Origin of the sequence: Novosphingobium sp. Gsoil 351 (assembly GCF_009707465.1) — a bacterium.
Classification (GTDB): Bacteria; Pseudomonadota; Alphaproteobacteria; order Sphingomonadales; family Sphingomonadaceae; genus Novosphingobium.
In genome coordinates, this window is sequence record NZ_CP046120.1 from 346,523 (window position 1) to 370,643 (window position 24,121).

The following is a 24,121-nucleotide window of genomic DNA, read 5'->3' on the forward strand; positions in this document are numbered from 1 at the left end:
CCTGGCCGACAGCCGACAATGAACACGGCCGGGCGCGTGGCGCCGGCGGAGTATACCCCCTTCGCCGGCGCCCGTTAGTCCAGCTTTACGTTTCGGCATTGGCCATGGTTCTCCCGATCAGGAGATTCCCATGCGATTGATTGTTCTGGCGCCGCTGCTCGCGGCGATCCCGGGCGTAGCGCTGGCCGAACCGCTGACGTTCGATGCCGCACTCCTGCGTGCAGCACGCGAGGCGCCATCGCTCAAGGCGAGCACATCCGGTGTCGATGCCGCACGCTCGTCCGCCGTCGCCGCAGGCAGATTGCCCGATCCGACAGTCAATATCGGTATCGACAATTTTCCGGTTTCGGGACCGCCGGCCTTCACTTTCCAAGGCGACAGCATGACCATGGCGAGGATCGGGATCGAACAGCCTTTCCCCAATCCTGCCAAACGCCGCGCTCAGCGAGAACGCGCGCAATCGGAAATCGGCGTCGCCGAAGCTGGCCTAGCGGTGGAGGCACAGAACGTCCGGCTTGAGACCGCGCTTGCCTGGGTCGACCTCTATTATGCCAAGCGGCGGCTCGCCCAGTTGCAGGTCCTCGATCGAAGTCTAAGTGAACTCCAGGCGACCGTTTCGGCCAGGCTGGCCTCCGGTTCAGCGCGGCCCAGCGCGGCGCTTGAGCCCGATCAACTGCGCGCCGCCGTCAACGACCGGCGCAGCGAGCTTGCCGCCGATGTAGTCAAGGCACAGGCGCGACTGGCGCGCTTTACCGGCGACCCTGAGGCCGATGTTTCGGGTGAACCGCCCATCCTTGAGGTCGACCGCCCCCAGCTCTTGGCGGGACTCGCTTCGCTTCCGAGCCTACGGGCGCTCGACGCAGGCGTCGGCGCTGCGGACGCGGAAACCGAACTCGCCCGCGCCGACAAGCGCCCCGACTGGCGTATCAGCACCTCCTATGGCCGCCGCGATCCCACCTACGGCGATATGGTGTCGGTCGGCGTCAGCATCGACCTGCCGCTTTTTACCAAGCGCAGACAGGATCCGAAAATCGCCGCACGCGCAAGCGAGGCAGAGCGAGCGCGGTTACTGCGTACAGCGGGAGAACGCGAACTCGTAGCCGCGCTCGACGGCGATCTTGCCGACCATGTCATGCATCACCAGCGGCTGATGAATGCGCGCAATACGCTTGTGCCGCTCGCCAAGCGCCGGGCTGAGCTAGACATGGCGAGCTATGCCGCAGGCAAGCTCGATCTCGGCAGCGCGCTGCTTTCGACGCTCGCGCTGGCCGAAGCCGAGGTCGATGCGCTGTCGCGCGAGGCCGATGTCGCGCGCGACGCGATCAGGATCAATTTCACCTATGGGGAGATGCGGCCATGAGCATGGACGCGAAGCAGGCCGTGGGCTGGGGCGCTGGAGTTTTGGCAATCGCACTGGTCGCGGGCGGCGGAGGCTATTGGCTTGGTCAACGCGGGGGAACCACAAGCGAAGCCGGATCGACGCAAGCAGCACGCAAGATCCTCTATTGGTACGATCCAATGGTGCCGGCCGAGCACTACGACAATCCCAATTCGCTTTCGTCGATGGGGATGAAGACCGTCCCGAAGTACGCGGATGAAGCGCCTGCCGCGAGCGCAGTGCCCGGAATCAACATCGATCCCGCCGCGCGCCAAAACCTTGGGCTGCGGGTCGTCGCAGCCGAGGTCAGCAACCTCCCGTCCGCGCTCAGCGTCACCGGCACGATCGATTTCAACCAGCGTAACGTGGCGATCGTTCAGGCGCGATCGGGCGGTTTTGTCGCACGGGTCTATGGCCGCGCCCCAGGCGATGTAATCAGCGCAGGAGCGCCAATCGCCGATTTGCAACTGCCCGAATGGGGTGGCGCACAAGGCGAATTCCTTGCGGTGAGGCGGCTCGGTAGGCCGGATCTGACCGCCGCCGCGCGGCAGCGGCTCAAATTGATGGGCATGTCAGACGGTTTGATCGCCCAGGTCGAACGCACCGGACGGACCAGTGGCACAGTGACGATCTCGTCGCCGATAGCGGGCGTGATCCAGACACTCGATGCTCGTGCAGGCGTGACGCTCGCCCAGGGCCAGACATTGGCGCAAGTCACCGGCATCGGATCGGTCTGGCTCAACGCCGCTGTGCCCGAGGCGCAGACTGGTGTTGTTCGCATTGGCCAGAACGTGAACGCGACGCTTGCCGCCTTTCCCGGCGAGACTTTCACCGGGCGGATAATCGCAATCCTACCCACAACGCAGCCCGAAAGCCGCACATTGACCGTGCGGATCGAACTCGCCAATCGCGGCGGGCGGCTCCGCCCTGGCATGTTCGCCAGTGTCACACTGGGCGGCGATCAGAAGCAGGCCCTCCTTGTCCCAAGCGAGGCGGTGATCCGTACAGGGGCGCGCATCCTCGTTATGCTCGCGTTGAACGATGGCCGCTACCGCCCGGCCGAAGTGCGCACGGGCCGTGAAGGTGGCGGCAAGACCGAAATCCTTCAGGGCCTGAGTGTTGGCGAGAAGGTCGTCGCCTCGGGCCAGTTCCTACTCGATTCCGAAGCAAGTCTGACCGGCATCGCAGCGCGCCCGCTGGAGGGCGGCAAATGATCGCTTCCATCATTCGCGCCTCGGTCAAAGCACGCAACCTGGTGATCGCGGCAGCATTCGTGCTGACGGCAATCGGCGTAATGGCCGTCAGGACCACACCAGTTGACGCGCTTCCAGACCTGTCAGACGTGCAGGTGATTATCCGCACGACCTACCCCGGCCAGGCACCGCAGATCGTCGAAAACCAGGTCACCTATCCGATCGCCTCGACTATGCTCTCGGTGCCGGGCGCGCGGGTAGTGCGCGGGTATTCCTTCGTTGGCGACAGCTTCGTCTATGTACTCTTCGACGACGGCACCGATCTCTACTGGGCGCGAAGCCGCGTTCTCGAATATCTGAGCCAGGTGCAAAGCCGCCTGCCCGAGGGAGCCAAAGCTTCACTCGGTCCCGATGCAACCGGTGTGGGCTGGATCTACGAATATGCGCTGATCGACCGGACTGGTGGGCACGATCTAGCGCAATTGCGCTCGATTCAGGACTGGTTCCTGCGCTTCGAATTGAAGACCGTGCCCGGCGTCGCCGAAGTCGCCAGCATCGGAGGCATGGTCAAGCAGTACCAGGTAGTGGTCGATCCGCAAAAGCTCGTCGCCTACGGCGTGACCGCCAATCAAATTGCGGAAGCCCTGAAGCTCGCCAACCAGGAGACTGGTGGAGCGAGCGTCGAAATGGCCGGCGCCGAATATACGGTACGCTCCAGCGGTTACCTCAAAACCCTCGACGACTTCCGCGCTGTGCCGATCCGCACAGCGGCGGGCGGCATCCCGGTGACGCTGGGCGATGTCGCGAGCGTCCAGGTCGGTCCGGAGATGCGGCGCGGCATTGCCGAGCTCAATGGCGAAGGCGAGGTTGCTGGCGGCGTCATTGTCATGCGCCAGGGCCAGAACGCGAGGGCGGTGATCGACGGTGTCAGGGCAAAGCTCAGGGAACTCAAGAAGAGCCTGCCGCCCGGCGTCGAGATCGTTACAACCTACGACCGTTCGGGCTTGATCGACCGCGCGGTCGAGAACCTCAACCACAAGCTCATCGAGGAGTTCGTCATCGTCGCGCTCGTCTGCGCGCTGTTCCTCTGGCACGCACGCTCGGCGCTGGTGGCGATCCTCACGCTGCCGCTCGGTATCCTGATCGCCTTCATCGTCATGCGCTTGCAGGGCCTCAACGCCAATATCCTGTCATTGGGCGGCATCGCCATTGCCATCGGCGCGATGGTCGATGCGGCGGTGGTGATGATCGAGAATGCCCACAAGCATCTCGAACGCTGGCGTCAGGCTAACCCCGACACCGAGCCCGACAAGCCCACACGCTGGCTGATCGTCACACTCGCTGCTGAGGAAGTCGGCCCGGCGCTGTTCCTGAGCCTCCTCATCATCACGTTCTCGTTCCTCCCGATCTTCACGCTGCAGGGGCAGGAGGGGCGGTTGTTCGCGCCGCTCGCCTTTACCAAGACCTATGCGATGGCCGCAGCCGCATTCCTTTCGATCACGCTGATCCCGGTGCTGATGGGGCTGCTGATCCGGGGGAAAATCCCGAGCGAGGAAGCCAATCCAATTAACCGGTGGTTGGCGCGCTTCTATCTTCCGGCAATCGACTGGGTACTCGAGCGGCCAAAGCAGACACTCCTGATCGCCGCCTTGATCTTCGCCACAACCATCTGGCCAATGGCGCGGATCGGCGGCGAGTTTCTGCCGCAGATGAACGAGGGCGACCTGCTTTACATGCCTTCAGCGCTGCCGGGCCTGTCGCCGGCGGAGGCGGGCCGGCTGCTCCAGCAGACCGACCGGTTGATCAAGACGGTGCCCGAGGTCGAGAGCGTCTTTGGCAAGGCGGGTCGCGCTGATAGCGCGACCGATCCCGCTCCGCTCGAAATGTTCGAGACGACGATCCGGTTCAAACCGCGCGACCAATGGCGTCCGGGAATGACCCCCGAGAAGCTGGTCGAGGAACTCGACGCGCGGGTCAAAGTGCCGGGTCTCGCCAATTTCTGGATCCCACCGATCCGAAATCGCATCGACATGCTCGCGACCGGCATCAAAAGCCCGATTGGGATCAAGGTCGCGGGGGCCAACCTGGCCGAGATCGATGGCACGGCAAAGCATATCGAGCAGGTGGTGAAGGGCGTGCCCGGCGTAGCCTCTGCGCTCGCCGAGCGGCTGACCGGAGGGCGCTACATCGATGTCGATGTCGACCGTGCCGCGGCAGGCCGATACGGGCTGAACGTCGCCGATGTCCAGTCGGTAGTCTCGGGTGCGATCGGCGGAGAGAATATCGGCCAGACCGTAGAGGGACTGGCCCGCTACCCGATCAGTCTGCGCTATCCCCGGGAAATTCGCGATAGCCCGGACAAACTTACAGCCCTGCCGGTGCTGACACCTTCAGGCCAGCAGTTCACGCTCGGCACGGTAGCCTCGGTCCGGGTCAGCGACGGCCCGCCGATGCTCAGAAGCGAAAACGGCCGGCCGGTCACCTGGATCTATGTCGACGGCCGCGACCGCGACATGCAGACGCTGGTTAGCGACATCAGCCAGGCGATCGCGCACGAGGTCAAACTCCCACCCGGCGTCAGCGTCTCCTATACCGGTCAGTATGAGTTTTTCGTCCGTGCCAAGGAACGGATGAAGCTGGTCATCCCGGTGACGCTCGCGATCATCTTTGCCCTGTTGTACTTGACCTTCCGCCGCTGGGACGAAGCGCTCTTGATCATGGCTACGCTGCCGTTCGCGCTGACCGGCGGCCTATGGCTGCTCTACTTGCTGGGCTACAATCAGTCGGTGGCGAGCGCGGTCGGGTTCATCGCGCTCGCCGGCGTCGCCGCCGAGTTCGGCGTGGTGATGCTGATCTATCTCAAGCAAGCACTGGAAACGCGCGAAGATGGCGACGTTGCCGCTGCAGTACGCGAAGGCGCGCTTTTGCGTGTGCGGCCCAAGGCGATGACGGTCGCGGTGATCCTCGCCGGTCTCTTTCCGGTTCTGGTCGGTGGCGGCACCGGTTCGGAAGTCATGAGCCGCATTGCCGCCCCGATGGTCGGCGGCATGCTGACCGCACCGCTGTTGTCGATGCTCATCATTCCGGCGGCCTATCTGCTGATGCGCCGCAAATCCCAAGCGCATGTTCAACCCGAAGGAGAAGTGAAGTGAAAAAATCCCTGATAATTGCGTCGAGCCTTGCACTGGTGGCTTCGCTCGCCGCCTGCAAGAAGGAAGCCGAAGCGCCGAAACCCGCTGAGAGTGCTACCGCAAATGCAGGCAGCATGTCCGACATGCCGATGGCCACGGCAATGAAGCACGGCAAGGGTGTCGGGACTGTGACCGAGATCGACGCAGCCAAGGGCATGGTGACGCTGGATCACGGCGACATCGCGGAGCTTCAGTGGCCCGCCATGAAAATGGGTTTTTCCATCAAGCCGGACCTGCTCTCTGGCATCAAGGTCGGCGATAAGGTCAATTTCGAGATCGACTGGGATGGCAAGGCCGGGACAGTCACGAAAATTGAGAAGGCCTCGAAGTGAGCTGAGCAAGCCAGCGCAAGCCCTAGATGGATCCTGCGCTGGCTCTGCCCGCCCTTGAGCGGCATAGCGGCATTTTCAGAGCTGCACGATTTCCCCGTCTCCCTGAGTGAATTCAGTAGGCTTGCGGTCGAGCAAGTCCAACACGACTTCAGCCTGACGGTATAGTTTCGTACCCTTCGGTGTTACGAAGATCGGGCAGTCCACACGGATCGGATGACGCCTCCGCGATAGTGGGCTAATGCTCGTAAGCGCAACAGGGATAGACAATTTGCGCTAGGGGGACACCGTGAAAATCTATTCCGTTGCGATCGAGAATTTCCGCGGCATCCGCTTGACCAAACTGGTACTGCCCGACCACGCCGTACTGATCGGTGATAATAACACCGGCAAGTCGTCGGTCCTCGAAGCCATTGATCTTACATTGGGTCCTGATCGACTGAGCCGCCGGCCACCAGTCGACGAGCATGATTTCTATGGGGGCAAGTATCTTGCAGCCGTTGCCACACAGGAGGCAGAGGTAGAGGGCGAAGCCGCTGAAGCAGTGCTAGTAGAACCGGCGGATGCGCCAAAGATCACTGTCGAAGTAGTCATCACCGACCTTTCCGACGAGCAACAGGCGCGGTTTGGTGGGAGCATTGAATGGCTCGACGTTGAATCCGGCGCTTTCTATACTGACGAAAATCCGGCGGGTGTCGATGCCGCGAATATCAGAGCGGCGCTTCGGGTCACCTTTCTCGGCTCATATGATCCCGATGAGGACGATTTCGTCGGCAAGACCTATTATTCGCGGAGTTTGACGGAGGAAGAGACACCAACGCCCTTCTCGAAGAAGGACAAACAACACTGCGGTTTTCTCTTCCTGCGCTCGTTAAGAACTGGATCGCGGGCGCTGAGCCTTGAGCATGGAAGCCTGCTCGATATCATCCTGCGGCTGAAGGAGATTCGGCCGCAGATGTGGGAAGGCACGATCGGGACGCTCGCCGCGTTCGACGTGGCGAGCGACCCAGCGATCGGGATTTCCGGGGTTCTCGAAAGCATCGACAAGTCTCTGAAAAAGTATGTCCCGCGTGAGTGGGGCGTGAAGCCCCATCTCAAGGTCTCAAATTTGACCCGGGAGCATCTCCGTAAGGTCGTGACCGCTTTCATCGCGACAGGGGATGGCGACCACGCTGCACCGTTCTATCGACAGGGAACAGGGACGATCAATATGCTCGTCCTGGCAATGCTCTCGCAGATCGCCGAGGATAAGCAGAACGTCATTTTCGCGATGGAGGAGGTCGAGACAGCGATCCCGCCATATGCTCAGAAGCGCATTGTCCATGAGCTGCGCAAGCTCGCTGCCCAGTCAATCGTTACATCGCACTCGCCCTACGTCCTCGAGGAGTTCAAGCTCGATGAGACGGTGATCCTGTCGCGATCGAACGATGGCGTCCTATCGCACGCCGAGATCGCTCTCCCCGATAGCATCAAGCACAAGCGCTATCGTCAGGAATTCCGCACGCGCTTTTGCGAGGGCCTGCTGTCACGGCGAGTGCTCATCGCAGAAGGCGCGACCGAGGCAAGTGCGTTCCCAGTCGCGGCGCGACGGCTGTCGGAGCTGAACCCGGCCGTTTATGCTTCGCTGGAGGCGCTGGGCATCTGCGTAATCGACGCTGGCACTGAGACCCAGATCGCGGACCTCGCCGGCCTCTATAAGGGGCTCGGAAAGCGGACGTTCGGGCTGTGTGACAAGCAGTCTGATCCCGCGAAGGCGGACATTGAGGCGCAGGTCGAGCGCCTTTTCATGCACGAAGAAAAGGGGATCGAGGATCTCATCCTGAAGAACACGACCCAAGCCGCCCTTGAGCGATTCGTCGATGCGCTTGATTGGCCGCCGCATCTGGCCGCAAAATTTCCCGATCCAAAAGCCAACGCGATTGCAGCTCTGAAGGAATATTTCGGGTGGTCGAAGGGCAACTGGGGGATCGCTGATTTCCTGGCCCAGTGCACGGAAGCTGAGATACCGACGTGGATTCGGGATGCATGCATCTCGCTCAAGGCCATCTGCGATCCGCCGCCAGTGCCGCCTGCGCCTCCCCCGGGGGGACGGAGTGGAAGCCAACGCCGAGCCTGTCGAATAGAGGGCGCAATGGTCGATCTGACGGAAGCTCAGAAGGACGTCCTGAAGGCCGACGGGCACCAGCTTGTCGTTGGCGGGCCGGGTTCTGGGAAGACCACGGTTTCGATCCTTAAAGCGGCGAACATCGCTCGTGAAACGCTCAGGCCAGGGCAACGCATTCTCTTCCTGAGCTTTGCGCGAGCGACTGTATCTCGCGTGTTCGAGGCCATCGACGAGGAGCAGTCGGTTACGAAGGAAGAGAAGAAGAGGATCGAGGTCGATACCTACCACTCCTTCTTCTGGCGCATCCTCAAAGCCCACGGATACCTCGTCGGATTTCCCCGTAGGATGACAATTCTGACGCCACCGAATGAGGCGATCGCGTTGTCGGCCCTCCGAAGCGGCTTTAAGGCCAATTCCAAACTATCTGACGATGAAAAGGCGCAGAAAGCTGCTCTTGAAGTCGCTGAGCGCATGCGACTGGCGACCGAGGAGGGCAAGGTATGCTTCGATCTATTTGCGGAGCGCGTTGCCATCCTCCTTCATGGCTCCGTCAAGGTCCGCGAGCTGATCTCGACGATGTACCCATTCATCATCTTGGATGAATTTCAGGACACCAGCGCCGAGCAATGGCGCGCAGTCGAGGCGATTGGAAAGAGCAGTACGCTCATCGCGCTGGCCGACCCAGAGCAGCGCATCTTTGATTTCATCGGTGCTGATCCGAAGCGCCTCGACCACTTCAAGGACGCATTCAAGCCGTCCACCCACGATCTTGCTGGGGAGAACCATCGGAGCAAGGGAACGGATATTACCCATTTCGGGAACGACCTTTTAACAGGCAAATTTCGACAAGAGCCCTATCAGGGTATCGATTATGAGGGGTTCGCTTCAAACCCCAACCAAGCCTTTGCCTCGTTGGTCGCCCAGGTCTTGAAGGCTAGGAAGCGGCTCATCGAATCCGGCCGTCGAGACTGGTCGCTCGCGATCCTCGTTCCCACGAAGCGGATGACCCGACTCGTTTCTGACAACCTTCGCGAACCCTTCGGCAACGTGCCGCCAATAGCGCACACCGCGGCTGTCGATATGGAGGGGCCGATCCTGGCGGCAGAGGTCATCGCATTCCTGCTCCAGAAGCGCGATCATGACAGCTGCTTCGACGAGTTCGTCGACGTCCTTTGCAGCTTCTTCCACGGGCGAGGCGGGGCGGCGCCGACCAAAGGCGATCTGACTGAAGCTGCTCGCTTCCGGGCCGCTTTGGCGAAGTGGAACGACTGCGTCGCCAAAGCGCAAGCCTGCGGCGGCGAATAGCGTCCTCCAAGCCATGTTTGCGGTTCATCAGGCCGTTGCGGCAGTGAAGCTTAGCGGCGACCCCAATGCTGACTGGTTGGCGATACGAGCGGTCCTCGAGGGCGGAGGGTGTGCTCGCCTCGCCGAGATTGCCAAGGAAGTTCGAAACGTCCGCTTGCTGGAACGGGGAACCCAGCTCCGCCAAGGCCTATCTCAGGATTGGCGGAACTTCGGGGGCTATCGAAATGCCCTCGGGATCACGCGCCAAGCGTTCGTGCAGGAGCATTTCGCGACGGCGCAAAAGCCTGAGTCGGGCGTCGTTGTGATGAACATGCACAAAGCGAAGGGAAAGCAGTTTGATGAGGTCATCATATTCGAGGGATGGCCGAAGCGGGTGAAGGGCGAGATTGTCGGCAATCCCGACCGCATCGTTGGCGGCAATTACCGTGATGGCGCGATGACGCAGGCCCGACAGAATTTCCGAGTCAGCGTCACCCGCGCAAAGGTTCGCACGACGATCATGTCCCCGAAGGACGACGTTTGCGTCTTGCTGATCCCCGAACGGGATTAACGGGCAGTCCCTTGCTCATGTGTTGGAAAGCAGCCGGCTCGTCCTTCGGTCTCCGGAATGTGTGGCAACTTTCAAAAGTTCGAAATGGGCTGCTGAATTGCTGAAACTGGGGCGAGAACGGTCAAAAAGGCAAAGTCGTACGATGAGCCACCCGAAGCAAGAGTTGCTCCTCGTTCAGAGCATTGGGATGATGAGAATCTCGACGGGGATCGATGACTCATTCGCGCGACTAAGCGCGAGGATTCCGAATGGCACAGTTCACGAATCTGTGCGGCCCGAATACTCCGCGATTGACTGGATCCAGTCGTTGATTTCCGCTTCCACCCACACGGCGCATTTCGGGCCAAGCGATCGCGATTTCGGAAACCTGCCCTCGCTCATACGCTGATAAATGGCAGAGCGCTTCATTCCCACTCGCGCCATGACCTCTGGCAAACGCAGGAGACGGGCAGGCAAAGTTGCCGCTTCTTCACAGGGGGGAGGATGAGACTTTGTTCTGGGGAGCAGCCGACATTGTTCATTCCTGTCTTGGTAAAGCTCGGTCCCCTCCGAGGCTTCGGATCATCGTGGCAACGACATCGCTATGTCACGGTTGGCAAAGTCGTCGATGTGCTTGGCCAGCATGCGCGCGACGAGCTGTGAAGTGCCATTCGCCCAGCGTGGCCTCAAATCTGCGACCCTGCGGCCTAAGGTTCGATCAAGGTGGCCCGGCAAGGCGCTGAAGAATTCCTCGAGAAACTCGCCCATCTCGCTGCGCATCCACTCGCACGCCAAATCTTCTTGCCCGGCGAGGGCGAGGATCATGCTGGCGCGGGGGAAAGCCCCGCAAACGACGAGAATGCAAGCGGCTTCATCAAGCCCTATCGGCCGTTCGCCGCGCATGACCTCGCAGCAATGTCTCCCTGTGCATGCCGACCTCGCGGGCGATCTGGTGTTTCGGTTTGTCAGCCGCTTCAACAGCGTGAGCCAGGATGCGTGCGAGGCTGTGATTAGCCTGGCCGGTCGTTGATGGGGTTTGGCAAGTCGCAGGCGACCTTCCGTGCCTCGATCAAGCCAATCATTCATAATTTCGATATTTTAGGAAATCCTACGTCTTTGCCCCCACTGTGACCGGATGGCCGGAGTTAGGGGGACAATTATTATTCAAAATGTCTGGGTCTGGGTCGTACTGACGCGGCGAAGCTGCTGAACGTGTGAGCGCTTTACGTCCTAGATTTCCTGGAAACGAACAGTCTGAATCCGGCCCACAAGCTGCCAGCCCGCTAAGCGCCGTCAATTCCGGTCGTTCCGAGGTCCAACTGAGCTTCCCGGAAGCGGACGCTCAGTCGCTTTAGAACGCCGTGCACTGGAAAGGCCGCGCCACTTATACTTCACTTGTTCAGGGGCAGAAGAGCGATGTTCATCAAGTCTATCCGCATAGAAAATCTTCGGGCCTACGAGGACGAGACGATCGAATTCGCCCCTTATACGGGGCTGATTGGTGCTAACGGGGCGGGCAAGTCGACCATTCTGTGCGCGTTGAACATCTTCTTTCGCGAGACCGAGAGCGCTTCCACCAACCTAAGCAACCTAGATCGCGAAGATTTCCACCGAGGGAACCGGGGAAGCGCACGCTCAGCATGATGCGGTTTTAGCGAAGCTTCACCAGGTCATGCAGCCCAACCTGAGCGAAATGTTTTTCACGCCTAAGCTTGTGCTCGTCGAAGGCCTTGAAGACGCCGCGTACATCAACGCGTGGCTCATCCTTTCCGGACGGTGGGACGCCTTCCGATCCGGCGGCGCCCACATCGTACCGGCCAATGCCAAAAGTGAGCTTATTCGCCCACTGATAATTGCGCAGAAAATGGAGATACCCGTGTTCGTCGTGTTCGATTGCGACGGCGACAAGCTCCAACACAATGACCCAGCTCGCGCGGCACAAATCCGAGCTGTGCATGAGCGCGACAATCGCGCGATCTTCACGCTCGTCGGAGGACCCGTAGATGACCCCTTCCCGGCGGCAACAGTGTGGGGCGACCGGTACGCCGCTTGGCCCAGTGACTTGGGGAGGTGCGTGAAGGACGAAGCTGGCGACCATTGGGAACCAGCTGGCAACGTTGCATCGGCGGCCTGTGGCGGGTCTGGCGGGCTACAGAAGAACACCCTTCACATCGGCGCTCGGCTTAAGGAGCTTCACCGCCTCGGTGCCGGAACGGACACGCTCGACCATCCGTTGAGAGCGCCGACACAACTGACGACCGCGAAAATTGAGATCAACTGTGCCGGTCCCGTGCCCCAGAAATGGCCGACGAAGACCGCGAAGGGCGCGCCCGACGCGCTGACGACCTGGCTAGGTAACATCAGCGAGATCGCGGAACTGACCAGCAGGTAAAACACACCTGTCAGGGCCGTCCCCCAGAGCAGAGCACGGGGCACGGTCTTGGCAGGATCGCGCACGCGCCCTGCTGCGAACCCGACTGTTTCGAACCCGAGCAGCGCAAACATCGTCAAGCCCGCCGCACCGCCCAATCCGTCGAGTGAGAGTGCTGAAGGATGGAACGGCGCAATTGCACCCTTCTGCTCGGCCAGAGCACCCACCGCCAGTGAAATGACCGCGATCAGCGGGATGATCTTGATCACGGTGGTTGCGGTCTGAAATCGTCCAGCAGCGCGAAGCCCGCGCAGGTTGAGCAAGACTATTGCCCAGATAACCGCCGCCACGACAGCCAGCGGTGCTTCCAACATGATCGGCACCAGGCTTGCCATGTAGCTGACGGCCGCGACGGCGATGATCACCATTCCGGTCAGGTTGGAGATCAGGTAGACCCAGCTCACAAGGAATGCCGGGACGTCCCCGAACGCGACGTCGACGATACCCACCGCGCCACCAGCATCGGGGTGGGCCTCCACCAGCCGCGCGAGAACGGTCGCAAGAACCAACGTGCCGCAGATGGCAATGATCCACGCTCCTACAGCGTTCCATCCGAATGGGGCGAGGCTGGCCGGCAAAAGGAATACGCCCGCGCCGATCATGCTGCCCATGACCAGCGCGATTGCCGCCAGCAGGCCCAACTGAGGGCCGGGAAGTGCGCCCTGCTCGGCGATAGTGGATCGCCCTTCCGCGATTGACCTGACCAAAATTGCAGGCAGATAGACTTACAGCGAGATTAGCCTCCGGCAGCAAGTAGTCCAATGCCGCTCGCGCTCATTGCAGCGCGTCAAACGGGGCCGGAAGGGCCGGACTGCGGTCTGACGGCTTTGAGTCGATCGAGCGACGAAAGCGGACGCTCACTGGTGCTCGTCAAACCCGGCCCAAGCCCGCCTCAACCTGCGAGATCTGCAGCGCGCGCTGAGGCATCTGTATCGCCCGGATCGCCCACGCTAGTCACGTTCAGGACCTCCACCCGGAAAGAACCCAACGGGCAAAAACTCGAAGGCGCCGAGGCCACAAGATGACCCAGGCCGCTTATAAATGGTTTTCCTACGCACCCATCCCAATCTCTATCGTCGATAGCGACTATCAATATTTTCCGCGGGCAAGCCCAAGGGCAGGGCAGTATGCAAGCGTGGATGGTCCTTGCCTTTGATCCTGCGGTTCTAGAAGAGCAGCGGCGCTTTAACGCTGAAGCGCAAAGCTTAGGAAGGCCACTAGCCGACCCGCGAACGTTCGAACTTGGCGCACTTCGGAAGTCCCGGGAGTTCCGGCGAGACGGGACGAGGCGGTGCGCGCAGAACCCAGACGCTCGGGACTTCTTGTTTCAGATAGACCGCGGAATGGCCAAAGGTAGGTTCTTCGGCTGTGACGACCCTCAGGGGCTTGCAGTCCATTTCCATGGGGGCGGCTGGGTTCTCGGTTCGATCCATAATCAGGATGATATTCTAACCCAGCTATCACAACAGTGCTCGTTTGATATTATCACACTTGATTACCCGCTCGCCCCCGAAGCAGGCTTGGCAGAGATCATTGCCTGGTCACAGATGGCTTTGATTGCGATCACAAGGACGCACTCTGAGCGCCCTATCGTCATCATCGGCGAGTCCGCCGGAGCGCATCTTGCGTTGTCCGCCCTCCTGGCAATCAGGGATCATGCAGGTCTTCCTGACAATATTCGGGCGCTGTCGCTGTTTTACGGAATATTCGATCTTTCTATGACGGCTTCGCAGCGATCCTGGGGGCCCACATTTCTGGGTCTTTCAACTCCCTGGCTCGAGTACTTCTACGAACTCGCCCTGCCAACCATGGGCCTCGAAGAACGTCGTGCGCCCTCGATTTCGCCACTCTATGCGGACCTCTCGGGCCTGCCCCCGGCGCTGCTTTCGGTGGGGACTTTGGACCCGTTGATCGACGATAGTAAATTGCTCCACGCCAAATGGCTCGAGGCGGGCAACATCGGACAGCTTGATGTTTATCCGGAAGCTCCACACGGCTTCAATCATTCAGAAACAGCTATGGCCGGCCATGCGAACCGGGCTAGCTCCGAGTTTTTGCTTAAGTATCTCTGAGAGGTTGTCGAGGGATCATCCCTCGCAACGATAGCGTATATTCGATCTACGCGTTTGAAGTAGCTTGTGCGCCGCTCTTAGTTTCGTCGGCCGGACCAACCGGATGGGCGAAGCGAATGGGGGCGGAGTCGATGACGATTGACCACTCTGGTCACGACCCTGCTGCGCCCTCCGTCGATCCAGCGTTCATCAGACGTGCAATCGACCAGTCCAATCTCAATGCGCTGCGCATCGCCTTGTATCAGGCGACCGGAGATACCGAGCTGGCCTCAATGGGCGTGACCACATACGCACCCTCAGGAACCCCATTCCTGTCCTACGTCGTGGCTGAAAGGGACGTCGAGCGATTGAAGGCGAAGGCCCTGGCCTACCTTGAGGCCCAGCCGCATTTTATGACCCCCGTGCCGGATCGCGCTGAGGCCTACCGGTTGATGACGCTTTACCAAGGTGAGGCGCCGGACCCGGCAACAGCGGAATATGGCTATGAGGAGCTCGGTTTCGACGAGTTCAGTCGTGAGGCGCTTTGGACCTCGCGGCCGCCTCCGCGAGTGCTCGAAGAGTTTCTTGTCACGGTCGTTGGTGCTGGATTCAGTGGCATCGCGGCCGGAATTCAGCTCGATCGGCTCGGCATTCCGTTCCGTATCCTCGAGCGTCAGGGAGATATTGGCGGGACCTGGGAACTTAACGACTATCCTTCCGCGCGCGTGGATATCACGACCTTCCTCTACCAATACAAGTTCGTGAAGAACTATCCCTGGCGCAGCCACTTCGCCACCCGCGACGAACTCAAGGAATATATTGATCATGTCGTCGACAAGTTCGGGCTGCGTAACCGGATCGAAACCGACACGAGCGTAACCGCCGCGCACTGGGACGCGGCGAAGGCGAGATGGACCGTCTCGACCCGTCGGAGTTCCGGAGAGCGTGAGACCTTCGATTGCAACGTCGTCATCAGTGCTGCGGGGTTGTTCAGCACTCCCAATCTGCCCGAGATCGAGGGCATCGAGACTTTTCGTGGAGCGATCTTCCACACCACGGCGTGGGACCACGGCTTTGACTATGGCAACAAGGCGGTGGGCCTCATCGGAACCGGTTCGACGGGATCGCAGCTTATGCCCGAAGTCGCGCTTCAAGCGCGGCACCTGACGGTCTATCAGCGCACGCCGCACTGGGTGACCCCCATTCGCGGGTACCGCAATCCGGTGTCGCCCGAAACCCGCTGGCTGCTCGACACTCTCCCGGGATACGCCAACTGGTTCTGCTACAGCCATCACGTCGCACAGATGCAGTCGCAAAACCTCCACGAGATCGACCCCGTCTGGCAAGCGCGCGGGGGCCAGGTCAACGAGAAGAATGAGCAGCTACGCGAGGGCCTGCTGCGCTACGTTTCGCGCAAGGTCGGCCATCGCCCGGACCTGATGGCCAAGGTCGTTCCCGACTATGCGCCGATGGCGCGGCGGCTGGTCGTCGACAACGGCTGGTACGACACGCTGCTGCGCGACAACGTCACTCTGGAAACAAGCGGCATCGAGCGATTTACTCCACGCGGCATCGTCTCGCGCGATGGCCGCGAGACATGCCTGGATCTCGTGATTGTCGGGGCCGGCTTCAAGGTGTCCCAGTATCTCTGGCCGGTCGCCTACGCGGGACGCGATGGCGCCAACCTCGACGACCTTTGGGCACGCGACGGGGCGCGAGCTTATCTGACGGTTGCGCTCCCCGGGTTCCCCAACTTCTTCATGCTCTATGGGCCCAACGCTGGCGTGCGGGCGGGGAGCTTCCATTCCTGGATGGAGATTCTCACGCGCTACATCTGCAACGCGCTGGTCGGGATGATCGAACGCGGCGCCAGCACGATCGAGGTCAGACGGGAGGCGTTCGACGCCTACAATCGTGATCTCGACGCAGCGATGGCACGGATGCTGTGGGAATCCGAAAAGGGCGGCGGCGGTTACTACGTCAACGCCTTCGGCCGCTCGGGCGTGCAGATGCCGTGGACGCTGGGTGAATTCTACGCGCGGGTGAAGACGCCGAACCTCGACGATTTTCTGGTCGACTAGACCAACCGAGCGTTCAGCCGCCGCCGAGCAGGATTCGCCGAATGCTTTCGGGTCCCTCGGGAAGATCGTCGGCGAGCCCGAGTTGGGTGGCTGCGGCAAAGCTCGCGACGGTGATCGCGTCGATATCCTCCGGCGTACCACCCGCTGCATCGATCGAGTGGGGTAGTCCGAGGTCGGCGATGAAAGTCTCAAGGCGGTCGGCCGCTGCATCGGCGAGTTTCTCTGGCGCCAGATTGGCCCGTGAAAGCCCCATCGCCACCGCTATCCGGCCCTGCGCCGCAAGTGTTTTGTCGCGCAGATGGCGCATTACCGAGGGCAACAGGATGCACGAGGTGATGCCGTGCGGGATATGCAGGCGAGCCCCGATCTGATGACCGAGGAAATGGCTCAGGCGCATGCCGGAAGCTCCCGCTCCGGAAATCGACATCCACGCCGCGAACTGGCACGCGGCGCGGCTCTCGAGATTGGCGGGATCGCGGCTGGACGGAAGGTTTTCGAACAGCAGGCGGATCGCCTCGAGCGCCAGCGGCTCGACGTAGGGATGTGGCCGGATCGCCCACACCGCCTCGAGCGCATGATCGAGCGCCTTGATCCCGCTCGACAGCCACAGCTCTGCAGGCGTGTCGATAGTGACCTCGGGATCTAGCACCACGATCCGCGGTGCGACGCGGGGATCCAACGCCAGCTTCTTGGACTGGGTCTCCTCCTCGGTGTAACCTGCGCCATAGGTGAACTCGCCCGCCGACAGGGTCGTGGGGATCGCGATCTGCGGGATCGGCTCAGCGCCGGTGCGATCCGCGTGACGCGAGGTCGCTATCTTGACCGTATCGAAAATACTGCTGCCGCCAATCGAGACGACCGCGTCGGCGCCGTGCCGCGCGATAGCGACGATCATTGCCTCGATGTCGCTCTCGGGCGAATGCTGCCGGCACCCGCCGAACACTTCGACCGCGCAACCCGCCAGCGCCCCCTGCACCCGGTCTACGTTGGGGGTCTTCTCGACGACGCTCTTCGATGAGGCGACGAGGACGCGCGAGGCCCCGAGGCGCGTGACGCTCTTGCGCAGCGCATCGACCCGGCCAACCCCCGATTCCACCCGTTCCGCCCCGGGAATGCGATAGGCATGATTCTCAAGGAAATCGGCCACAAGATGCTCCCGGCGGGCGTCGCCCTCAAAGGGCTTTGCAGAATGTATGAATCGCGTCGCGCACTGCCCCGATCGCAACGTCCTGGCTGGTCCGGTCGTGCCAGACCATCTCGACCAGGTAGTAGTCGGTGGCGAGCTCGGCAGGCAGCATCAGTTTGTCCAGGTACTTGTCGCTTTCCGGCGTGACGCGGAAACTGCGCTCGGTGCCCAGGCAGATGAAGTCGGTGTCGCGAAGGATCTGCGTGATCATCGAGATATGCTGGACGACTGCGGTGACCTTGCGCTTGACCGCCTTCGACGCAAGCCAGGTCGAAAGGTGGCTGTCGCTGATATCCTCGCTGTTGGACACGACGAGGTGCGGATAGAGCTTGAAATCCGCCATGCTGATCCGGTTGTCCACGGCGTTGGCCAGAGCCGGATGGTTCTTGCGCATCACCGCGACCATCGTCTCCTTGTAGAGTTTCTTGCGGTTGAATTTGTCCGACAAACTGCCGAACGAGCCCATCGCGATGTCGGTCTTGCACTGATCGAGATGGGCGATCATTTCCTTCTGGTCGAGCGTCAGGATCTTGAAGTCCATGTCGCTCGCCTCGTCGATCATAATCGCCTGGATCGCTTCGAGCATGGTGAGCTGGATGTGTTCCGGTGCCGCTAGCGTAACCTGACGATGGCCCGTCTCCCGGGCATCGTTGCGCAGTTCGACGATTATGTCGGTAATCGTCGCCAACCCCGCCTTGAGTTGGTCGCGGATCAGCAGCGCGCGGGTCGAGGGTACCATGCGCTGGCCTTCGCGGATCACGATCGGATCATTGAACATCTCACGCAGACGGAGCAGCGCCGAACTCGTCGCTGATTGCGAAAGATTGATCCGATCCGCCGCGAGGCTGACCGAGCGCTCGTCGAGCAGCGCGTCGAGGATCGGCAGCAGGTTGAGGTCGAACGCGCGCAGGTTGGGCCGCTTCATAATTCTACTCGGAAAATTGCGTGACCGCGCATGGTCGCACGGGCACGGCCCTGGGCCAAGGGACACGCGCGGGCGGAGCGCCAAGCTGCCGGGCCTAATATTTCCAGCTGATCGAGGCTCCATAGGTTCGCGGGTTGTTGGTCGTCAGGCCGATGACCCCAAGCCCGCTCGTGTCGCCGCCCGAGATGATGTATTTGGTATCGCTGAGGTTCTTGCCCCACACCGCGAACTCCCAGCGCTTGTCGGCGGTGGCGACCGCAGCGCGCGCGTTGAACAGCCAATAGGCGCGCTGGACGATGAACTTGTTGTTCGAGGCGTCCTTGAAGGCAAACCCTTGGTGCGAGGTGTCGCCCTGGAGGATCAGGCGCAGGTTCGACCCGATCGGGGTTTCGTAGCGCGCGAGGGCATCGAAGGTGAGATTAGGCGCGTTGGAGAAGCGATTCCCGACGAACGGCACGGGGCCGGTCGCGAAAGTTGCCAGCCGAGTGTGGAGCAGCCCCAGGTTGCTCTGAAGGGTCAGGCCCTCCACCGGGCGCAGCGTCGCGCTGGCTTCCGCGCCGTAGAGTTCGGACGTCCCGTTGATGTTGCTCAGGCGCTGGAGCGGAACCGTAAGGGTGCCGTCGAGCAGGTTGGTCTGGACGTCCTTGAACCGGTAGTAGAAGACCGCCCCATCGAGCGTGACGACCCGGTTGAAATCAGCCTTGGCCCCGAGCTCGTACGCGATCAGCGATTCGGGGCGATACGGCAACAACTGGTTGTTGGTGGTGGTGAAGCGGGTGACGAACCCGCCGCTCTTGGTGCCTTTCGAAACGCTCGCGTAGACCAGCGCGTCGGGTCCGATCTTGTAGTCGAGCCCGACCTTCCATGACCAGTTGCGATCGCTGATCGTCCGGTCCGTGAAGGTCGTGCCCACGCCGACCCGCGAGCAGGCGACGTTGACAGGGCTGATCGGGCAGAGCGGGTAGCTAGTGCCGCCGATATAATGGCGCCGCTCCCAGGTGTAGCGCGCTCCGGTGGTCAGGTTGAGCGCATCGGTAAGATGCCAGATGACGTTGCCAAACCCGGCCGCCGAGCGGGTCTTCTGGTCGAAGGTGGTCTTGCCGTTCTGCGCGGGCAGGCCGAACAGAACCAGCGGAATCGACGAAATCAAGTTGTCATTGTTACCCTCGGCGCGGTCGTAGGAATAGAAGCCGCCGACCTGGACATCGGCAATGCCTAGCTTGGTAAAGGCGCGCAGTTCCTGCGAAAACTGATGGACCTTATCGCGCTGGATGAAATCGAGTTCCTCGCGCGGCGTGGTGTCGACGTCGATGCGATACGTCCGGTCGAAGGCGATGTAGCCGGTCACCGAAGCCAGCTCGACCCGCCCGATCGTTGCCTTGGCGTTGAGCGACAACAGGTGCTCGTCGACGTTGTAGGGCACGTCGCGCGCGATATCGATGTTGAACCGGTCGGGATTGGTGTTGGTGAACCCGAACGCGTCGGTGCACTGGGCGTTATCGAGCATGCCCGCGACGTACGGCGCACATTTGACGAACGGCGAGCCGGGCTTGAACGTGTAGTTGCCCTTGTACTGGCCCATCTCCGAACGTACCCGCTGGATTTCGTACTTGGCGACGACCTCGAGATCGTCGGTGGGATTGTAGCCGAGCTGGGCGCGACCCAGGATTACGTCGCGACGTCCGAGGTCGCGCTTCCCCAGGCTGCCGTCCTTGCGATAGTTGCTGGTGTAGAACCCTTCGCGCTGCTGAATGGTCTTGCCGCTGAGCCGCAGCGCGAGGCCGTCCGCGAGCGGAGCATTGACCATGCCGCTCGCGTCAAACGTCTTGTAGTTGCCGTAGCCCGCCTGAAACGCGGCGTCGAACGACGGCGCCGGTTTGGCCGAGATGACGTTGAGTGCGCCGCTCACCGTGTTCCGACCGTAAAGCGTCCCCTGTGGTCCTTTGAGCACTTCGATCCGCCCGATGTCGAAGAAGTCGCTGTTGAGTAGGGCAATCGAGGACAGCGTGACCTCGTCGAGCGAAACCCCGGTGGCGGGACTGTTGGTCGTGCTGAAGTCGTCGAGACCGACGCCGCGGATCGTGATGACCGGCGAGACACCTGGCACCGTCTGGCGAATGTTCACGTTGGAGACGGTCGCCGCGAGGGCTTCAACCTGCTCGATCCGGGATTCGGCAATCCGCTGCTCGGTAAGCACCGATAGCGTCGCGGGAACATCGCTCAGAAGCTGCCGCTGCTTGAGCGCGGTGACCACGATCTCGTTCGCGTCGGCATCGCCCTCGGCGGGTGCTGCGGATGGAGCCGCTTGCGCTAGCGCTGTCGCAGGCAGCGCGGTCATCGTCGCGATAACGCTCAGCGCCCCAAGGCGCGCGATCACCGAGGAAACGGAGATCCGGCCCCGGGCCGAGCGTTCGTCACGGCGATTCAGATAGCGATGCGTCATGTCCGGCCTCCCCCAGATGAAACCCGCGTGCATTTTATCGCTCGCCGGCCCGTTGCCGTCGGATCGTGTTTTCACGCCGCGAAACGGTGCATCACGAATGCCGGGCACGGCCCGCAAACACCCGTCCAAAGGTGCAATATCCACTATCCACGCAGGCGATAGGTCGTCAGGCCATGGCCTCGCGCACCCCGATGATCGCCTTGGGCTCGAGGAACGCCTCGAGCCCGTAGCTGCCGAACTCGCGACCGATGCCGGACTGCTTGAACCCCCCAAACGGGGCGTCGGGTTCGTGGGCCAGGGTATTGATCAGAACGCGCCCCGCGTCGAGCCGCTCGGCAACTCGCCGGGCGCGGGCCGGATCGCTGGAAAAAACATAGGCCTGCAGTCCGTAGTCGCTATCGTTCGCGATGGAGATCGCCTCTTCCTCGCCGTCGTAGGCGATAAGCGCAATGACCGGGCCGAAGATTTCCTCGCGCGCGATGGTCATGGCGTTGTTCGCCGAGCCGAACACCGTGGGCCGGACGAACCACCCGGTGAGACCGTCGGGACGTCCCTCGCCCCCGGCAAGGAGTTCGGCGCCTTCGGCCACGCCTCGCCCGATATAGCCTTCGACCCGGTCCCACTGGCGCTGGCTGACGAGGGGACCGATCGCGGTGGCGGGATCGCGGGGATCGCCGACCGGAATCGCCGCGCAGATCGCCACCAGCGCATCTTCGATTTCCGCCCGCTTCGCCCGCGGGACGAGCAGGCGGGTTCCGGCGACGCAGGCCTGCCCGCTGTTCATGAAGCCGGCTTGCACCGCCAGCGGCAGGCAGCTTGCCAGATCGGCGTCGTCGAGAACGAGGACCGGCGACTTGCCTCCCAGTTCGAGCGTGACCCGCTTCATCGTCGAAACCGCCTCGCGGGCGATCGCCTTGCCCACCGCGGTCGAACCGGTGAAGCTCAGCTTGGCCACTCCCGGGTGCGCAGCAAGCGCGGCGCCGGCAACTTCGCCGCGGCCGGTGACGATATTGACGAGACCCGGCGCGAGACCGGCAGCGGCGAATGCCTCGCACAGCACATCGGTCTGGTGTGCGCTCAGCTCGCTCGGCTTGACCACGCTTGTGCAACCAGCGGCGATCGCGGCAGCGAGCTTGCCGCAGATCGCGCTGGCGTTGCCGTTCCACGGGGTAATCAGGCCGGTCACGCCGAGCGGGGTCATGACGACGTCGGCGATCCCGATCGGACGAACGAACGCGTATTCCCGCAGCGTCCGCCGCATGTCCGCAAAGACGCTCGCCGCATGGTCGGCCATCCAACCGGCGAGCGCAATCGGCGCACCGAACTCGAGGACCATCGCTTCGGTCAGCGCCTCGCGCCGGGCCGCAACCGCCGTTTCCAACGCGGCCAGTACCCCGGCGCGCTCGGCGGGCGTGGTTCGTGAGAAGCTCACGAACGCCTCGGCCGCCGCCGCCACGGCCCGATCGATGTCGCGCTCGTCGCCCAGGACGACTTCGCCGAATTGTAGGCCTGTCGCCGGGTTGTGAAGCGCGAACCGTTCGCGTCCGAGCGGTGCAACGAAAACGCCGCCGATGTAGTGTCGTTCGATGGGAGCCATTAGCGGTATCCTTGCAAGAAAGCATGCAAAAGCGCAGTGGATTGTGCGCAAACACCAGCAAATCCCGCACGCCGTTTGGCGAATAGCCGCTATTCAGATCATGGTTTTCGGTCGAGCCCGGGGGTGGGCTATCCTGGCGGCGATGGACTGGAGCCTATTTAGCAGTGTTCTGCCTTGGCCGCGGGGCGTCGCGGTGCGACTTGGCGGGATTGCTCTCGTCCTGCAGCTGGCGGGATGCAGTGCTGCGACCGGCAGCGGCGGCTCGCAGCCCCGTCGGCACGAATCATTCGGGCTGCGGATCGAGCGCGCCGACCTTGAGCCCGGAAACTGGCTCTCGACCGGTCGGGGCTACGACGAGACGAGGTTCAGTTCGCTCGCGGAGATCAACCCATCGACAATCCGCAGGCTCGGACTGGTCTGGTCCTACGACCTCGACACGGACCGTGGCCAGGAGAGCACCCCTCTGGCTGTAGACGGAAAGCTTTTCACAACGAGCGCCTGGTCGAAGGTCCAGGCGTTCGATGCCGCAACGGGTCGGCTGCTGTGGCAGTTCGATCCGCGCGTGCCCGGCGGGGCCGCGGTGAAAGCCTGCTGTGATGTCGTCAATCGTGGCGCGGCGTATTGGAACGGGATCGTCTTCGTGGGCACCATCGACGGCCGCCTGATCGCGCTCGATGCCGCCGACGGCAAGGTCCGGTGGTCGGTCCAGACGACCGATCCGGCCGCGAACAACACCATCACCGGCGCGCCCCGCGTGGTCAGGGGCAAGGTGATCATCGGCAACGGCGGCGCCGAACTCGGCGCGCGAGGTTTCGTCACGGCTTATGACGCCGCAACCGGTGCAAAGGCCTGGCGGTTCTACATTGTCCCCGGCGACCCCGCCAAAGCGGATGGCGAAATTTCGGACAGGCCGCTTCGCGAACTGGCGCTGCCGACATGGTCGGGGCGATGGTGGGCGCACGATGACGGCGGAGGCGGCGGTGGGACCGCGTGGGATCTCGATGGCCTACGATCCCGAACTCGACCTCCTATACATCGGCACGGGTAACGCCTCTTACTGGAACAAGGCCTACCGTTCGCCTGGCGACGGCGACAACCTTTTCGTCGGATCGATCCTCGCGCTTAGACCCGACACCGGTGCCTATGTCTGGCACTACCAGGAGACCCCGGGTGACGAGTGGGACTACACCTCGACCCAGAACATGATCCTGACCACGCTGACCATCGCCGGGCGTCCGCGCAAGGTGCTGCTGCATGCGCCGAAAAACGGCTACTTCTACGTCCTCGACCGCGCGACGGGAAAGCTGCTTTCGGCAGCCCCCTATGTGCCGCTCAACTGGTCCAGCGGGATCGATCCGAAGACGAGCCGTCCGGCTAT

General features: G+C 62.0%; 17 protein-coding genes and 2 pseudogenes. 12 read left to right on the forward strand and 7 right to left on the reverse strand.

Annotated elements, in window-relative coordinates; genetic code table 11:
* The first annotated feature begins 130 nt into the window (after positions 1-130).
* The 6 genes from GKE62_RS01705 to GKE62_RS18700 all read left to right on the forward strand — a co-directional run bounded on the left by GKE62_RS01705 (position 131) and on the right by GKE62_RS18700 (position 10,050).
* Entirely contained in the window at positions 131-1,360 is a 1,230-nt protein-coding gene (locus GKE62_RS01705; RefSeq protein WP_154690737.1) for a TolC family protein, read from the forward strand.
* On the forward strand, positions 1,357-2,592 hold the full coding sequence (locus GKE62_RS01710; protein WP_154690738.1) for an efflux RND transporter periplasmic adaptor subunit: 1,236 nt from the start codon (positions 1,357-1,359) through the stop codon (positions 2,590-2,592). Before GKE62_RS01705 ends, GKE62_RS01710 begins: the two co-directional genes overlap by 4 nt.
* Complete coding sequence (locus GKE62_RS01715) at positions 2,589-5,723, forward strand: efflux RND transporter permease subunit (protein WP_154690739.1); 3,135 nt, start codon at positions 2,589-2,591, stop codon at positions 5,721-5,723. Before GKE62_RS01710 ends, GKE62_RS01715 begins: the two co-directional genes overlap by 4 nt.
* Entirely contained in the window at positions 5,720-6,094 is a 375-nt protein-coding gene (locus GKE62_RS01720; protein ID WP_230206851.1) for a copper-binding protein, read from the forward strand. The genes GKE62_RS01715 and GKE62_RS01720 overlap by 4 nt, the downstream gene beginning before the upstream one ends.
* A 286-nt stretch (positions 6,095-6,380) precedes the next feature.
* The gene (locus tag GKE62_RS18695; RefSeq protein WP_230206852.1) at positions 6,381-9,500 is read left to right on the forward strand and encodes a UvrD-helicase domain-containing protein; all 3,120 of its coding nucleotides are present in this window, start codon (positions 6,381-6,383) and stop codon (positions 9,498-9,500) included.
* Between the two features lie 13 nt (positions 9,501-9,513).
* Positions 9,514-10,050: a hypothetical protein gene (locus tag GKE62_RS18700; protein WP_230206853.1), complete on the forward strand. Its 537-nt coding sequence runs from the start codon at positions 9,514-9,516 to the stop codon at positions 10,048-10,050.
* Positions 10,051-10,308: 258 nt separating this feature from the next.
* Here the strand turns inward: GKE62_RS18700 and GKE62_RS01735 are convergent, their stop codons facing one another.
* On the reverse strand, positions 10,309-10,473 hold the full coding sequence (locus tag GKE62_RS01735; RefSeq protein ID WP_370516119.1) for an AlpA family phage regulatory protein: 165 nt from the start codon (positions 10,471-10,473) through the stop codon (positions 10,309-10,311).
* Between the two features lie 138 nt (positions 10,474-10,611).
* Positions 10,612-10,854: a hypothetical protein gene (locus GKE62_RS18705; RefSeq protein ID WP_230206855.1), complete on the reverse strand. Its 243-nt coding sequence runs from the start codon at positions 10,852-10,854 to the stop codon at positions 10,612-10,614.
* 591 nt (positions 10,855-11,445) lie between these two features.
* On the opposite strand from GKE62_RS18705, the gene GKE62_RS01745 reads away from it, so the two are divergent.
* Together GKE62_RS01745 and GKE62_RS19585 are read left to right on the forward strand one after the other, a co-directional pair.
* Positions 11,446-11,673, forward strand: a complete 228-nt coding sequence (locus tag GKE62_RS01745) for an AAA family ATPase (protein ID WP_154690741.1) — start codon at positions 11,446-11,448, stop codon at positions 11,671-11,673.
* Between the two features lie 49 nt (positions 11,674-11,722).
* Positions 11,723-11,869: pseudogene (locus GKE62_RS19585) on the forward strand (hypothetical protein); the annotation flags it as partial.
* Positions 11,870-12,222: 353 nt separating this feature from the next.
* On the opposite strand, the gene GKE62_RS01755 reads toward GKE62_RS19585, so the two are convergent.
* On the reverse strand, positions 12,223-13,101 hold the full coding sequence (locus GKE62_RS01755) for an APC family permease (RefSeq protein WP_154690743.1): 879 nt from the start codon (positions 13,099-13,101) through the stop codon (positions 12,223-12,225).
* Between the two features lie 702 nt (positions 13,102-13,803).
* Here GKE62_RS01755 and GKE62_RS01760 point away from each other — a divergent pair.
* The gene (locus GKE62_RS01760) at positions 13,804-14,532 is read left to right on the forward strand and encodes an alpha/beta hydrolase (protein ID WP_195908551.1); all 729 of its coding nucleotides are present in this window, start codon (positions 13,804-13,806) and stop codon (positions 14,530-14,532) included.
* A 131-nt stretch (positions 14,533-14,663) separates the two neighbouring features.
* Complete coding sequence (locus tag GKE62_RS01765) at positions 14,664-16,592, forward strand: NAD(P)/FAD-dependent oxidoreductase (protein WP_195908552.1); 1,929 nt, start codon at positions 14,664-14,666, stop codon at positions 16,590-16,592.
* Positions 16,593-16,605: 13 nt separating this feature from the next.
* On the opposite strand, the gene GKE62_RS01770 is transcribed toward GKE62_RS01765, so the two are convergent.
* From GKE62_RS01770 to GKE62_RS01785, 4 genes are all read right to left on the reverse strand, one after another.
* Positions 16,606-17,739: an iron-containing alcohol dehydrogenase gene (locus GKE62_RS01770; protein ID WP_195908553.1), complete on the reverse strand. Its 1,134-nt coding sequence runs from the start codon at positions 17,737-17,739 to the stop codon at positions 16,606-16,608.
* 25 nt (positions 17,740-17,764) lie between these two features.
* On the reverse strand, positions 17,765-18,703 hold the full coding sequence (locus GKE62_RS01775; RefSeq protein WP_195908554.1) for a LysR substrate-binding domain-containing protein: 939 nt from the start codon (positions 18,701-18,703) through the stop codon (positions 17,765-17,767).
* 94 nt (positions 18,704-18,797) lie between these two features.
* On the reverse strand, positions 18,798-21,146 hold the full coding sequence (locus tag GKE62_RS01780; protein ID WP_195908555.1) for a TonB-dependent receptor: 2,349 nt from the start codon (positions 21,144-21,146) through the stop codon (positions 18,798-18,800).
* A gap of 166 nt (positions 21,147-21,312) precedes the next feature.
* Positions 21,313-22,743 (reverse strand): aldehyde dehydrogenase family protein, encoded by a 1,431-nt coding sequence (locus tag GKE62_RS01785; protein WP_154690749.1) that lies wholly within the window; start codon positions 22,741-22,743, stop codon positions 21,313-21,315.
* Positions 22,744-22,843: 100 nt separating this feature from the next.
* On the opposite strand from GKE62_RS01785, the gene GKE62_RS18710 reads away from it, so the two are divergent.
* Together GKE62_RS18710 and GKE62_RS18715 are read left to right on the forward strand one after the other, a co-directional pair.
* On the forward strand, positions 22,844-23,791 hold the full coding sequence (locus GKE62_RS18710; RefSeq protein WP_230206856.1) for a PQQ-binding-like beta-propeller repeat protein: 948 nt from the start codon (positions 22,844-22,846) through the stop codon (positions 23,789-23,791).
* A gap of 154 nt (positions 23,792-23,945) precedes the next feature.
* Positions 23,946-24,044 (forward strand): annotated as a pseudogene (locus GKE62_RS18715) (hypothetical protein); the annotation flags it as partial.
* Positions 24,045-24,121: the final 77 nt, after the last annotated feature.